This window comes from Pelagibius sp. 7325 (assembly GCF_037652055.1).
In the GTDB taxonomy this organism is placed as follows: domain Bacteria; phylum Pseudomonadota; class Alphaproteobacteria; order Kiloniellales; family Kiloniellaceae; genus Pelagibius.
Genome location: NZ_JBBKAH010000005.1, coordinates 62,717 through 76,665, shown reverse-complemented (window position 1 = coordinate 76,665; position 13,949 = coordinate 62,717). Strand labels below are relative to the sequence as shown.

Here is a 13,949-nt window from a genome sequence, read left to right as displayed (position 1 = left end):
CGCGCCGCGCTGACTGGCGTGCCACCGAACGAGCCGCCAACGCAATGACATGCGGGAGCTAACGCTTTGGAAAAAATCGCCATCATCGGCAGCGGCTTGATTGGGCGAGCCTGGGCGATCAGCTTCGCCCGCGCTGGTTACGAAATTTCTCTCTACGACGAGGTGGCCGGCGCGGCGGAGAGGGCGATCGCCTTTGCCCGCGACATGGCAGCGCCACTCGAGGCCGAGGGCCTTCTCGAGGGGCAGAGCGCCGACGCGCTTGCCGCGCGTATCAAGCCGGCGGGAAGCCTCGAGGCTGCCCTGGAAGGCGCCATTCACGTGCAGGAGAACACACCCGAAGACGTCGCAGTGAAGCAGCGTGTCTTTGCGGAGATGGATGCTGTTGCGGCGCCGGAGACGGTGCTGGCCAGCTCGACTTCGGCAATTCTGCCTTCGCAATTCACCGGGCATTTGAAGGGCCGAGCCCGTTGCCTGGTCATGCACCCGATCAATCCCCCTTACCTTGTGCCGGCGGTGGAGATCGTCCCCGCACCCTGGACCGACCCCGCGGCGACCGAGAAAGCACGGCAGCTTGCGATTGCTTCAGGCCAGGCCCCCATCATGATGAAGCGCGAGATCGACGGATTCGTCATGAACCGGCTGCAGGGCGCCCTGCTGGAAGAGGCGTTCCGGCTGGTGGCGGACGGCTACGCATCGGTCGAGGATGTCGATGTCGGCATCCGCGAGGGCCTTGCGTTGCGCTGGTCCTTCATGGGGCCGTTCGAGACCATCGATCTCAATGCGCCGGGCGGGGTGAAGGACTACTGCGAACGCTATCAGCAACTCTACTCCCGGCTCTTTGGCTCTATGCAGCACAGGGTCGACTGGACTGGTGAGGTGTTGCAGACCGTTGAGAAAGAACGCCGTGCGAAGCTGGCCGCAGCCGATCTGCCGGAACGCCATCAGTGGCGCGACCGTCGCCTGATGGCGCTGGCCGTCCACAAGCGCAAGGCGGCGAAAGAAATCGGTACCTGAGGAAGACACCATGGCAACGAAACGCAAAGTCATCATCACCTGTGCCGTTACCGGGGCGATCCACACGCCCTCAATGTCGCAATACCTTCCCGTGACGCCGCAGGAGATCGCTGACGCGGCGATTGGAGCGGCGGAGGCTGGGGCCGCCATCGTACATCTGCATGCCCGTGATCCGAATACGGGCAAGCCCGATCAGTCACCGGAGGCCTTCGAACCCTTTCTCAAGGTGATCAAGCAGCGCTCTGATTGCGTGGTGAATCTCACCTCCGGCGGCGCACCCTGGATGAAGATCGAGGAACGCATCCAGCCCTCCGTCAAGTTCAAGCCGGAGGTGGCGTCGCTCAACATGGGATCGATGAACTTCGGCCTGTTTCCGATGCTGAGTCGCTTCAAGGAATTCAAGCACGCGTGGGAGAAGGAACATCTCGAGAATTCCGTCGACCTCATCTTTCGCAATACGTTCAAGGATATTGAGTATGCCTTGCGTACCTTGGGCGACAGCGGCGTTCGATTCGAGTTCGAGTGCTACGACATCGGCCATCTCTACAATCTTCACCACTTCCTCGAACGCGGGCTGGTGAAGCCGCCGCTTTTCGTGCAGACCGTGTTCGGCATTCTCGGAGGTATCGGTCCGCATGCCGAGGACGTCCTCCATATGAAGCGAACCGCCGACCGATTGTTCGGCGCGGATTATCAGTGGTCGGTGCTGGGGGCGGGGCGCAACCAGATGCCGATCATCTCCATGGCCCTCGCGATGGGGGGCAATGTTCGTGTTGGCCTCGAAGATTCGCTCTGGGGTGGGCCGGGCCGGCTTGCGCAATCGAACGCCGAGCAGGTGACGAACGCCCGCAAGATGATCGAGGGCCTCGGTATGGAGGTCGCGACCCCTGCGGAGGCGAGGCAGATCTTGAAGTTGAAAGGCGCCGACAAAGTCGGATTCTAAGCGACGGGCAGCCTATGGCCCTAAGTGCCGACGCGGCGCGCAGGCCGCACGGAGTATGTCCGCGCTGATCTGCTTAAACCTGCAGCAATGCCTTCTCGCCCATCTCCACCTACAACCCGACCGCCTGGCCGTCCTTGCGGGGGTCGGAGCCGGCGGCATAGCCACCGCCTGGCAGGCGGTGGACGAGTTGGGCGCCGCCGAATCCGAAGGCTGTATCGGGAGACTCCAGCGTAATAACGTGACCGAGGTCGCGCAGGACCTGCAAGGTGTCCGGCTCGATGGAGGTTTCGCAGGCGACGCCGAGGCCTTCGGTAACGCGCCAGCGCGGTGCATCGATGGCGCTCTGCACGTCCTGGCCCCAGAGCTGCGTGCGGAGCACCATGGCCACATGACCCTGGGCCTGAATCGGGCCGCCCATGACGCCGAAGCTCATCAAGGGCGCGCCGCCCTGCATCAGCATACCGGGGATGATGGTGTGGAAGGGCCGCTTGCCCGGACCGACCTGGTTGGGGTGCCCGTCCTGCAGCGAGAAGGCGGCGCCGCGGTTCTGCAGGCTGATCCCGGTCTCCGGCACCACCACACCCGAGCCGAAGCCGGAATAGTTCGACTGGATGTAGGAGACCATCATGCCCGAAGCGTCGGCGGTGGAAAGATAGACCGTGCCGCCCTGTTTTGGCGCACCGGCGCCGAACACCTGCGCGCGCTGCGGCGATATCTCATTTGCTCGTCGTGCAAGGTAGTCGGGCGCAAGCAGCTCTTCCGCGGTGACCGCGCGCATGGAAGCGCCTTCGGCGACGTAGGCAGCGGCGTCGCGCAGGGCGAGCTTCAGCGCCTCCCACTGGTAGTGCAACGCCATAGGATCGTCGGCGCCGAAGTCGCGCAGGGGTGTATGCGCCAGGATGCCGAGGGCCATGAGGGCGACAATGCCCTGGCCGTTGGGCGGGATCTCGTGCAGCGTGACAGCGTCGAAGTCCTGCGACAGCGTGCCGACCCAGTCGCAGGTATGCGCGGCGAGATCGTCGGTGCAGAGCGAAGCGCCGTGCTTTTTGGCCCAGGCGGCAATCTTCTCGGCCAGCGGCCCTCGGTAGAAGGCTTCGCCCTTGGTCTCGGCGATGGCGGTGAGGGTCGACGCCAGTGGCCGGTTGACGAAGCGTTCGCCGGCCTTGGGCGCCGCGCCGCCCGGCAGGAAGTGGTCGGCGAAGCCCGGCTGCTTCGACAGGATGTCACCGCCGCGCTGCCACAGTTCTGCGATGATTGGCGAGACGAGAAAGCCGTTCTCGGCGTAGCCAATGGCGGGCTGGAAGAGGTCGGCGAAGTCGAGCCGGCCGAAGCGCCGCGAGAGCTCGACCCAGGCACTGACCGCGCCGGGCACGGTTACGCTCTCCCAACCGCGCTCGTCCATTGCGGTGCGCCCCTGGAAGCGCCCGGGCGTCCAACCTGCCGGCGCGCGTCCGGAGGCGTTCAGGCCATGGAGTTTGCTGCCGTCCCAGAGGATGCAGAAGGCATCCGAGCCGACGCCGTTGCCGGTGGGCTCTACCACCGTCAGGGCGATGGCGGCGGCTAGAGCAGCGTCGACGGCATTGCCGCCACGGGCCAGCATGGTAAGCCCGGCCTGGGCGGCCAGGGGCTGCGAGGTGGCGACGACGTTCTCTGCCAGCACGGGCGAGCGGCGCGAGGCGTAGGGCGGGGTATAGGGAAAGCGCATCGACGGTACTCTCTAGCCTGACTCTTTCGGATCTGTGAGGCTCTTCCGGGCGCGCGACTGGCGGTGGCGCCAGACTGCCCAGGCGACGGACGCCACGGCGGCAACCAGCAGCAGCAAGCTGACCGGGCGCGTCAGGAAGACTGTCCAGTCGCTGTCAGTCATCAGGGCGCGGCGCAGGTTGGTCTCGGCGATGGGGCCGAGGATGACGCCCAGAACCAGCGGCGCCAGCGGGTAGTCGAGGGTCTTCAGCAGGTAGCCCGCGAGGCCGATGAAGCCGAGCAGGTAGAGATCGGTCACGCGGTTGTTCAGGGCGAAAGAGCCGACGACGCAGCAAACGATGACCGCCGGCACGATGGCCCACTTTGGAATCTCGGTGACGCGCAGGAAAAGCCGCAGGGAAACCATGCAGACGATCAGCATCATCAGGCTGGCCACCACCATGGCGATGAACATGCCGTAGACGAGGTCGGCGTTGTCCATGATCAGGCGCGGGCCCACCGAGATGCCGTGCACCATGAGGGAGGCCATCAGGATGGCGTCCACGGCTGAGCCGGGGATTCCCAGCGCGATCAGGGGAATGAGGCCGCCGCCGGCGGTGGCGGAGTTTCCGGCCTCCGAGGCGACGACGCCCTCGGATATGCCGGTGCCGAACTTCTCAGGCGTCTTGGAGGCGCGCTTGGCCTGGTCGTAGGCCAGCAGGTTGGCAATGGAGCCCCCGGCCCCCGGCAGCGCGCCGATCAACACGCCGACGATGGAGGAGCGGACAAGGTTCACCGGCCGCACCAAGATCTCGCGCATCATGGCCCAGGTCTGGAAGTCGATGTCCTTGGTGGCGAGAGAGGTGCCGGAGCGCACGGCGCGGACGTCCTCCACCTCAGAAACCAGTTGGGAGATGGCGAAGATGCCGATGAGCACCACGAGGAACGGCATACCCGGCGCCAGCATGTCGAGGCCGAAATCAAAGCGCGGTCGGCCCATCATGGGGTCGGGCCCGACGGTGGAGATGGCGAGTCCGATGGCGCCTGCCATGAGGCCGCGTAGCAACGAGGCACCGACCAGGCTGGCGATGATGGTGAGGGCGAAAAGGATGAGGGAGAAGTATTCCCAGGGGCCGAGTTTCACGGCGATGAGCGCCAGCGGCGGCGCGGCGACGATGAGCACTACGGTGGAGATCAGCGTGCCGAAGAAGGAGGCCCAGACGCCGAGCGAAAGGGCGCGGCCGGGCTGGCCCGCGCGGGCCATGGGAAAGGCATCGAAAGTAGTGGCGACCGAGGACGGCGTGCCGGGAATGCCGAGCAAGGCCGCCGAGATCAGCCCCCCCGTATAGCCGCCGACGTAGACCGAGAGCATGACCGCGATGCCCTGCAGCGGCGGCATCGCGAAAGTCAGCGGCAGCGTCAGGATGATCGCCATGGTGATGGTGAAGCCGGGAATGGCCGCGGCGACGATGCCGGCGATGGAGCCGAGCAGCATGAAAAGGAGGGTGGAGACCGTGAAGATCTGCTCCGCCCCGAGTAGGAATTGATCAATCACGTCCACCACCTTCCGCGTGGCAGAAAGACGTTGAAGGCCTCGGCGAAGAGCGCGTTGAGGCCGAAGGAGAAGAGCAGGGCCAGGATCAGAAGGACGGCGATGACTCGGGGCCGGCGCGGCGCGAGCAGAAGCTGGGCGGCGAGAAGGAAGCCGAGCGTGGTCCAGGAGAAGCCGGCGCGCGGCAATATGGCGAGGTAGAGGCCGAAGAGCGCCAGCAGCGCGACGACCAGATAGCGCGCACGCAGCCACGGCACGGCGGCGGCGCCGAAGCCGGCGAAGGCGCCCGGTGGAAGCTTGCGCAGGGCGTCGGCTATGGCGACGAGGGCGAGGACACCGAGCGTCGCGAAGACGAGCTGTGGGAAGGCGCCGGCGCCGAGCACGTCCCAGCGGCTGGTGGGCAGCGCGCGAGCGTCGAAGAACAACCCGACCGAAGCGGCCAGGATCACGAGATAAGAGAGGAGGCGGGCGACACCGCCCGCCTCCTGCTTCTCAGGTGTTGGATTCTGGTCCGCCTGCATGGGGGACTAGGGCTGCAACTTGTTCGACAGCTTATCGATTGCCTTCTGCAGGCCTTCGAGATAGGCCGTATAGGCGTCTTGCCCGCGGAAGTTCACCTCGCCGCCGGCGTTGTTCACCTGCGTCACGAAGGTATCATCGGCGGCCAGCTCCTCCAGGGCGGACTCGAGAGTGCCGCGCGCTTCTTCAGGGCTGCCTTCGGGCATGAAGATGCCGCGGGTGATGAGCAGTTCGAGATCGCTGTCCAGCTCCTTGAAGGTCGGCACGTCGGGCGTCTGTGACAGGCGCTCCGGATTGCCTGTGGCGAGGAAGATGAGATCGCCATTGTCGACGAACTGCTTGGCCGAGGCGATATCCCCGATGGCCGCATCGAGATTGCCGCCGACCAGCGCGCGAATGCGTTCGCCGGTGCCCTCGTAGCCGACATAGGAGAACTCGACGCCGTAGGCATCTTCAATCATGGCCGCATGGAGGTGCGGCACGCCGCCCAGCGTCACACCGAACTTCACCGCGCCAGGATTTTCCTTGGCGTAGGTGATGAACTCCTCAAAGGTCTTGTAGGACTTATCGGCGTTGATGACGAGGAACTGCGGCGAGACCGTCATCATGCCGATGGGGTCGAAATCGTTCCAATTCACGTCAGTGAGATCGACGGCGTTAGCGACCAGCAGGCCTTCGTGGATCTGCACGACCGTGTAGCCGTCTGCCGCGCGTGTCGAGGCCTCCTTGATGCCGGTGGTGCCGCTGACGCCGGGCATGTTGATGACCGGCATGGGCTCGCCGAGATAGGGCTCGACGTTGTTGGCGACTATGCGCATCAGAGTGTCACTGCCGCCGCCCGGCGACCAGGGCACGATGAACTCAACGGGCCGCTCTGGATAGTCTGCCAGTGCCGGCCCTGCGCCGCCGAAAAGCGCTGCGGCACTCAGGCCCACAGCAAGTGCCAGGATCTTCTTCTTCATCTCGCTCTCCCTTCGTTGATGCCTCGATTGCGCCACCGGTGGGTGCGGCGTCCAGCGTCTGCCGTTCGCACCTGCGCTTTGTCTCGTGTCGCACCTGTGCAGTGCGAGATCGGGCGCGCTCGTGTGCTGTGACGCTCCTTGAAGAGATGCTAACAACGAATTTTTTCATCCAAAGCGAAAAAAACTCCAGCTTAGATGCAGAAAAGCTTAATCTGATGGTATGGACACGAGGCAACTGAGATCGCTCATCGCCATCGCCGATCAGGGTACCTTCGCCAAGGCCGCGCGTGTGGTGAACCTGACGCCTTCGGCCGTAAGCCAACAAATGCAGGCCCTCGAACGCGAACTGGACGTGGCGCTGTTCGATCGCTCCAGCCGGCCGCCGTCGTTGAATGCCAAGGGCCTCGAGTTCTTGGAAACGGCACATTCGATCCTGCAGATCGTCGAAGATTCCACAGCCTCGATCTCGGGGCGAAGCGTATCCGGCACGCTGAGTATCGGTTCGATCCGCACGAGCACGATCGAAATCCTTCCGCGCGCCATCGTCAGCCTGCGCGAGTCCTTTCCCAAGCTGAAGGTTAAGCTCCAGGTGGGCTTGTCAGAGGCGCTGATGAACGACGTCGCCTCCGGCCGCCTTGACCTCGCAATTGTGGCCGAACACGTGGGCGTGGCGCCGATCCTGAAGTGGAGCCCCTTCCTGCGTGAGCCGTTGGTGGTGGTCGCGCCGCCGGGCACGCCGGCGACCGCGGCCTGCGACATGATCATGGGCAATCCCTTCGTGCGCTACCGCACCGCGGTGCCCTTGGCCAGCCAGATCGACACTGAGCTTTCTCGTTTGGGCTTAGTGCCCAACACCATCGCCGAGGTGGACACGGTGCCGGCCACCATCGAGTGTGTGAAGGCTGGCTTGGGGGTCGCCGTGGTGCCGCACATCGCTACCCTGGCTGCCGGAGCCCGCGACCTGCCACGCAGCACCTTTGGCAGCCCGACGGTCTACCGCCAGCTCGGCATCGTGCAGCGCATCGGCTCGGCGCGCACCCGCCTCATCGCCGAGATGCACGCCAGGCTGGCGGCCTTTGCACACCCCTACGGCGTGGCGGCGACGGAGGGCACCGAGGCGAGAGAAAGCTGAGCCGACAGGAGGAACCCCGGACGCATCGTTGGCGCACTAGTCGGCCCAGTATCCAAGGATCTTGAGGTAAGTTCCTCGTCGCTTGAAGAAGAACAAGATTACTCAGATATAGTCAGCGCGCCAGGAGCCTTGTGCTTTTGAGTGATAGCAGGCATGTGGGATTTTTTTCAGCTAAATCATATGCTTGCAAGGTGCTTGGACAGCAGCGTGCCACAATCCGGCGGTAAGGCGCGGTCGGACGCCTTCAGCTTGATGTTACTCGGTATGCCGGGCGGGCTCCTGACCTTCGCGCTCCAATTCTGCGCTCAATTCCACAATGATTGCCTGCACGAGGCCGATGGCCCCGGAGATCGGGCGAAACTGACCGCCTGATTCGTTGTCCACGAAGAAGGCCAGGCTGGCATTGGCGGCCAGCGGGCTGGACGTCGTATCGGTGAGCGCCACGATCGGCAGGCCGCGCAGGCTGGCGTCCCGGACGATATCCACCACCAGGGCCGTATAGGGTGTAAAGGCGATCGCAACCAGGAGATCGTCGTGTCCCATGTTGGCGACCTGCTGGGCCGCCATGCCGCCGGCAAAGTCGAGCAAGCTGCATCGCCGCTCCAGGCGGTTCAGGCCGTAGGCGAAGTAGGTGGCAATGGGATGCGAGCGCCGCAGACCAGCCACGTAGATATGCCGGGCGCGCGCGCACATGTGCACCGCCTGGTCCACCTGCTCCGGGCGCACGTCCCGCCGCAGGGCCTCGAGCGACGCGGTCAGCGTGTCGATGCAGGCGCCGAGGCTGTCGGCCGTTCCGCCGCCGCGGTTGTCGGCATGACTCTCTTCATAGACCTGTTCGCGATAGCGCGCGCCGCCTTCGATGAGCCGCAACTTGAATACCTGCTGCATCCCGCTGAACCCGTCGTAGCCGAATTCCTTGGCGAAGCGGATCACGGTGGAGGGTTGGATCTTTAGCCGTTCGGCGATGGCCGCGATGGTCTGCAGGGCGAATTGGTTCGGCTCGTCCAGCGCCAGCCGCGCGATGCGCTGGAGGTGCGGGCTGAGATCGTCGAAGCGGTCGCGGATGCGCTCGCGCAGGGCGTCGAAGGGCTCCGGCGTGCCGCCATTGCTGTCGGTAATCACTTGTCTCATGGGCGCGAAAATGAATGAATTTTTCTTCAATTTCAAGAACAAAGCATTTCCTGACATCAAATAACGTTCAGTTTTTCCAAGATTTCTGCGGGCTTCAGCGACTGACACGGCCTTTTCGGGTTGCAGAAGTGAATGAATTTTTGATAAAAGAATGAATATTCGTTTTTTTATGATCTGGCGTCGCAGGATCCATGCGACGCCGCCAAGCAACAAGCGGCGGGGTCCGTCGACCCGAAGTCCGCAGCGAGGGAGGGAGGCAGCTGTGAAGAAACTCATCGTAACCCGTCGAGGGCTCCTGGGAGCGACCGCCGCCGCGACCGGCATCGCCGCATTCAACGGGCCCTGGAAGTTCAACCGGGTCTATGCGGCTTCGAGCGACAAGCCGATCAAGCTCGGCCTCACCTCCGATGCCAGCGGTCAGTACGCCAACTCCGGCGCCAGCGACCGCCGCGGCATGCTGATGGCGGTGGACGAGTTCAACGCCAAGGGCGGTGTGCTGGGGCGCAAGATCGAAACCGTCCATATCGACACGGAAACGACGCCGGCGACCGGCAGCCGCGTGGCCGAGCGCATGATCAGCCGCGAAGAGTGCGGTTTTCTGATCGGCGCCGTGAGCTCCGGCGTTGCCAACGCGATCAGCCAGGTGGCGCAGAAGTACGGCACCATCTACCTCAACACCAACTCCAGTTCGCCGACGGAATCGGGCGAGAACTGTCACCGTGTGAAGTTCGTGTGGGACGGCAACGGCACCAACTTCGCCAAGGCCGCGGTGAAGAACTCGATCGACAGCTTCGGCAAGAAGTGGCTGCTGCTGACCAACGATTACGTCTGGGGCCACAACACCGCCGCTGCCACGCGCGAGCTGGTCGACGAGTATGGCGGCGAAATCATCGACGAGATCCTGGTGCCGCAAGGCACCCGCGACTTCTCGTCGGCGCTGTTGAAGATCCAGCAGGCCGGCCCGGACGTCGTTGCCGCGGCGGTCGGAGGCGACGACCAGAAGGCGCTGCGCCAGCAGGTCGCCGACCTGGGCATGGGCGACAAGCCGGCCTGGATCAACAACCAGCAGGACTGGCCCGACGTCTACGGCCTGCCGCTGGACAACCTGTTCGGCGTCTTCGGGACGACCTGGTACTACAAGCTGGACCTGCCGGGGGTCGCCGACTTCGTGAAACGCTACCAGGCGGCCTACCCGGACACCTCCATGCGGGTGCCGGGCAATGTGTTTTACAACGGCTACATGGCGACCCGCGAACTGCTGCGCGCCATCGAGCGGACCGGGACGACGAACAACATCGCCGTCATCAAGGCGCTGGAAGGCCACAAGATGCCGGCGGCCGAGCGCATGCAGCATCATGACGCGGTGATCGATCCGGTCACCCACCAGGTGCAGCAGACAATCTACCTGGCGACCGCCAACCGCGGTGCGGAAGACCCTGACGATATGTTCAAGATCCTGACCAGTTCGGCTCCCGAAGCCGTGCAGGACATGGGGGCTCAGGGCGCCTGCAAACTGGAGTCCTACGCGGACACGCCGACTCTGGACGTGTGATCTCCTGCTGCTGGCGGCGGGGTCCAAGCCGACCTCGCCGCCATTCTTTCGTCGCCGTGGACAGCCCTGCCGACCATGATCCAGCTCGCCCCCCATCTATTCAACGGTCTCACTCTGGGGCTGCTGTTCGCGCTGATTGCGCTGGGATTCACCCTGATCGTGGGGGTGATGGAGGTGCTGAATCTGGCGCACGGTTCGCTCTTCGCGCTGGGCGCCTACATTGCCCTCAGCATGATCGATCCGGCCTGGGCGCAGGAGACGGCCCTGGGCGGCTGGTGGCTCGGCCTGCCGATCACGGCGCGCTACGGGGTGGCGCTGGCTTTCGCGCCGCTGGCCGTCGGCCTTGCCGGCATGCTGCTGGAGCGCTGCCTGCGCCCGACCTACGACAAGGCGCCGCTCTATGGCCTGCTGCTGACCTTCGGCGCCGCCCTGGTCATCGAGGAACTGATCCGCCTGGGCTGGGGCACCGGCGAGCAGCACTTGCCTGTGCCCGACGGCATCAACGGGGCCTTTTTCTTCGGCGGACTGATCTTCTCCAAGTACAAGATTTTCGCCGCGGTCTTCGCCCTGGCAGCCATTGCCGCGGTCTGGGTGTTTCTGGAGCGCACGCCCTACGGCGCCATCATCAAGGCCGGCGCCCACGACAGCGAGATGGTGCGGGCCCTGGGCTATGACCTGGCACGCCTGCGCATGTTCGTCTTCGGGCTGGGGGCCGCCCTGGCCGGCATCGCCGGCATCGTGATGGTGCCGATCTGGGGCCTGCGCCCGCATGTCGGCATCGACGTGGTCATCCCCGCTTTCCTGATCATCGTGCTGGGTGGAGTCGGCAGCTTCTGGGGCGCCGTCGTGGCCTCGATCCTCGTCGGCCTCGCCGTCGGCATCACCGGCGCCTACGCTTCCGCCTGGTCGCTGATGTCGATGTACCTGCTGCTGATCGCCGTGGTCGGCTTCCGCGCGCGAGGCCTGTTCGGCCGCAAGAGCGCGCTGGAGCGCTGATGCCGTGCTGACCCTTTCCGATATCTCGCCGCGCAGCACCGCCTGGGTGACGCCCCAGATGCTGGTCCTCGCCCTTGTGATGCTCAGCGCGCCGCTGTGGCTGGGCCCGGTCGGTCTTTACCAGTACCTCGGCATCGAGATCGCGATCTGGATGGTCTACGCCCTGGGCTTCAACCTGCTGTTCGGCTACACCGGCCTGCATTCCTTCGGCCACGGCGCCTACCTGGGCGTCGGCGGCTACGCCTTCGGCCTGTTTCAGCACCATGTCGGCACCAGCCTCGTGGGCGGCTTGGCGGCGGCTATCCTGGCGTCGGCGCTGGCCGGCATGATCGTCGCCGCCGCGGTGTCGCACCGCCGCGGCATCTACTTCGCTCTGCTGACCATTGCCTTCGGGCAGGTCTTCTGGTTCAGCGCCATCAAGCTGCACTGGCTGACCGGCGGGGAGGATGGTCTGCTCAACATTCCGCGTCCTGCTCTGGATCTCGGTGTCGTGCAGGTCACGCTAAGCGACAATCTGTCCTTCTACTACTTCACCGTTGCGGTTCTCGGGCTCTGCGTGGTGGCGCTGTGGCGCATCGTGAACTCGCCCTTCGGCCGCATCCTGCAGGCCATCCGGCAGAACGAGATGCGCGCGTCCTTCATCGGCTACGAGGTCTGGCGCTTCAAGTTCGCAGCCTTCGTTCTCTCGGCGATGTTCGCCGGGTTGGCCGGCGGCCTCTTCGCCATGGCGCAGGAAAGCGCCTATCCGGACGTGATGAGCCTGCATCAGTCGGGACTGATCGTGATGATGGTGCTGGTCGGCGGCGGTCTGGTCAGCTTTTGGGGTCCCGTCCTGGGGGTGGTGCTCTATTTCGTCGCGCGCGACGTGCTGGGCGCTCTCACGGAGACCTGGCTGCTGTGGTATGGGCTGATGTTCGTCGCCATGGTGATGTTCCGGCCGGAGGGCCTGGCCGGCGTGCTCCATCGTCTGCGCCGCCGCCCGCCATCTGCGGCGCAGACTCGCCCTGTAACTTCGGGAGGGGCGTGATGGCTCTTTTCGAAGCACGCAGCATTCACAAGCGTTTCGGCGCCCGCGTGGTGCTGGAGAACGTGAACCTGAGCTTCGAGGCCGGGCAGGTCAGCGGCATTATGGGGCCGAACGGTGCCGGAAAGACCACCTGCTTCCACGTGCTGACCGGACGCTACGCGCCCGACCGCGGCGAGATTCTGCTGGAGGGGCAGTCGATCGGCGGCCTGCCGCCGCAGCGCATCGCGCGCCTGGGCGTCGCCCGCTCGTTCCAGGTTATGAACCTCTTCGACGATTCGACCGTGCTGGAGAACATCCTGCTTGCCCTGCCGGACTTTCGGGCGCGTCGTCACAAAGCCCTCACGGCGGCTTTTGCCGATGCTGCCCTGATTGACGAAGCCCGCGAGGTGCTGGACCAGGTAGGGCTGACCGGGCGCGAGTGGGAGCCCTCGGTGTCGCTGTCCTACGGCGACCGCCGTGCGCTGGAGATCGGCGTCGCCCTGGCCGCACGGCCGCGCATCCTGTTCCTCGACGAGCCGACCTCAGGCCTGGGCACCGAGGCGACCCTGAACCTGGCGCGCCTGATCGCGCGGCTGCGCCAGCGCTACACCATCGTGGTCATCGAACACGACATGCGCTTCCTGTTTCGGATTGCCGACCGCATCGCAGTCATCCATTGGGGCCAGGTCATTGCTGAGGGGACGCCAGCGGCGCTCAGCACCAACAAGTGGGTTCAACGCTCCGCCCTGGGGGAGCTTGTGTGATGCTGGCGCTCAATCGCATCGAAACCTTCTACGGCGAAACGCAGGCCCTGTTCGGCCCCTCGCTGCAGATCGGCCGCGGCGAAGTGGTCTGCCTGCTGGGGCCGAACGGCGCCGGCAAGACCACGACGATCCGTTCGATCCTCGGCCTTACCCCGCCGCGCCGTGGCACCATCGAGTTCGACGGCGCCGACATTACTGGTCAGGCTACCCACCGCATCGCGCGGCTGGGAATCGGCTGGGTGCCCGATGACCGGCGGATCTTCCCCAGCCTCACGGTAGCGCGCAACCTCCAGATCGCTGTGAAGAAGACGGCTTACCGATCCTGGACCACCGAAGAAATGTTCGAAATCTTTTCGGCGTTGGAACATCTCATGGGGCGGGAATGCGAAAACCTTTCCGGCGGCGAGATGCAGATGGTGGCGATCTCGCGTGCGCTGCTGGGCGCCCCCGGACTGGTATTGTTTGATGAGCCGAGCCAGGGGCTGGCGCCCAAGATCGTGCAGGATGTCATGCGCACGGTGCGCCGCCTGAAGGAGGAGGGAATCGGCGTTCTCATCGTCGAGCAGAACGCCCTGGCGGCGCTGGAGGTCTCCGACCGCGTCTACGTGATGGATCGAGGCAAGATTGTCCATGAGGGCGATGCGGCCGCGCTGCTGAGCGACGCCGCCTTGCGCCAACGGCTGATCGGGATGTAG

General features: G+C 64.8%; 13 protein-coding genes. 8 read left to right on the top strand and 5 right to left on the bottom strand.

Annotated features, from left to right (window positions below):
- Window positions 1-66 precede the first annotated feature (66 nt).
- Together WDC82_RS15345 and WDC82_RS15340 are read left to right on the top strand one after the other, a co-directional pair.
- The gene (locus tag WDC82_RS15345; RefSeq protein ID WP_340118226.1) at window positions 67-1,014 is read left to right on the top strand and encodes a 3-hydroxyacyl-CoA dehydrogenase; all 948 of its coding nucleotides are present in this window, start codon (window positions 67-69) and stop codon (window positions 1,012-1,014) included.
- Window positions 1,015-1,024: 10 nt separating this feature from the next.
- A complete protein-coding gene (locus WDC82_RS15340; RefSeq protein ID WP_340118225.1) occupies window positions 1,025-1,957 on the top strand; it encodes a 3-keto-5-aminohexanoate cleavage protein in 933 nt (310 codons plus the stop codon).
- 109 nt (window positions 1,958-2,066) lie between these two features.
- On the opposite strand, the gene WDC82_RS15335 is transcribed toward WDC82_RS15340, so the two are convergent.
- From WDC82_RS15335 to WDC82_RS15320, 4 genes are read right to left on the bottom strand one after another with little or no spacing between them, the layout of a single operon-like run.
- A complete protein-coding gene (locus WDC82_RS15335) occupies window positions 2,067-3,662 on the bottom strand; it encodes a gamma-glutamyltransferase family protein (protein ID WP_340118224.1) in 1,596 nt (531 codons plus the stop codon).
- A 12-nt stretch (window positions 3,663-3,674) separates the two neighbouring features.
- The gene (locus WDC82_RS15330; protein WP_340118223.1) at window positions 3,675-5,195 is read right to left on the bottom strand and encodes a tripartite tricarboxylate transporter permease; all 1,521 of its coding nucleotides are present in this window, start codon (window positions 5,193-5,195) and stop codon (window positions 3,675-3,677) included.
- Window positions 5,192-5,713 (bottom strand): tripartite tricarboxylate transporter TctB family protein, encoded by a 522-nt coding sequence (locus WDC82_RS15325; RefSeq protein WP_340118222.1) that lies wholly within the window; start codon window positions 5,711-5,713, stop codon window positions 5,192-5,194. The genes WDC82_RS15330 and WDC82_RS15325 overlap by 4 nt, the downstream gene beginning before the upstream one ends.
- A 6-nt stretch (window positions 5,714-5,719) precedes the next feature.
- Window positions 5,720-6,673 (bottom strand): tripartite tricarboxylate transporter substrate binding protein, encoded by a 954-nt coding sequence (locus WDC82_RS15320; RefSeq protein WP_340118221.1) that lies wholly within the window; start codon window positions 6,671-6,673, stop codon window positions 5,720-5,722.
- 220 nt (window positions 6,674-6,893) lie between these two features.
- Between WDC82_RS15320 and WDC82_RS15315 the strand changes: the two genes are divergently transcribed.
- Window positions 6,894-7,805: a LysR family transcriptional regulator gene (locus tag WDC82_RS15315; protein ID WP_340118220.1), complete on the top strand. Its 912-nt coding sequence runs from the start codon at window positions 6,894-6,896 to the stop codon at window positions 7,803-7,805.
- A 255-nt stretch (window positions 7,806-8,060) separates the two neighbouring features.
- On the opposite strand, the gene WDC82_RS15310 is transcribed toward WDC82_RS15315, so the two are convergent.
- Entirely contained in the window at window positions 8,061-9,212 is a 1,152-nt protein-coding gene (locus WDC82_RS15310; RefSeq protein ID WP_340118219.1) for a MurR/RpiR family transcriptional regulator, read from the bottom strand.
- Between WDC82_RS15310 and WDC82_RS15305 the strand changes: the two genes are divergently transcribed.
- The 5 genes from WDC82_RS15305 (at window position 9,199) to WDC82_RS15285 (ending at window position 13,949) form a co-directional block, all read left to right on the top strand.
- On the top strand, window positions 9,199-10,488 hold the full coding sequence (locus WDC82_RS15305; protein ID WP_340118218.1) for an ABC transporter substrate-binding protein: 1,290 nt from the start codon (window positions 9,199-9,201) through the stop codon (window positions 10,486-10,488). The genes WDC82_RS15310 and WDC82_RS15305 overlap by 14 nt on opposite strands.
- A gap of 75 nt (window positions 10,489-10,563) precedes the next feature.
- Window positions 10,564-11,484: a branched-chain amino acid ABC transporter permease gene (locus WDC82_RS15300; RefSeq protein WP_340118217.1), complete on the top strand. Its 921-nt coding sequence runs from the start codon at window positions 10,564-10,566 to the stop codon at window positions 11,482-11,484.
- 4 nt (window positions 11,485-11,488) lie between these two features.
- Entirely contained in the window at window positions 11,489-12,511 is a 1,023-nt protein-coding gene (locus tag WDC82_RS15295) for a branched-chain amino acid ABC transporter permease (protein WP_340118216.1), read from the top strand.
- Window positions 12,511-13,254, top strand: coding sequence for an ABC transporter ATP-binding protein (locus tag WDC82_RS15290; RefSeq protein WP_340118215.1), 744 nt, complete (start codon window positions 12,511-12,513; stop codon window positions 13,252-13,254). The genes WDC82_RS15295 and WDC82_RS15290 overlap by 1 nt, the downstream gene beginning before the upstream one ends.
- Complete coding sequence (locus WDC82_RS15285) at window positions 13,254-13,949, top strand: ABC transporter ATP-binding protein (protein ID WP_340118365.1); 696 nt, start codon at window positions 13,254-13,256, stop codon at window positions 13,947-13,949. Before WDC82_RS15290 ends, WDC82_RS15285 begins: the two co-directional genes overlap by 1 nt.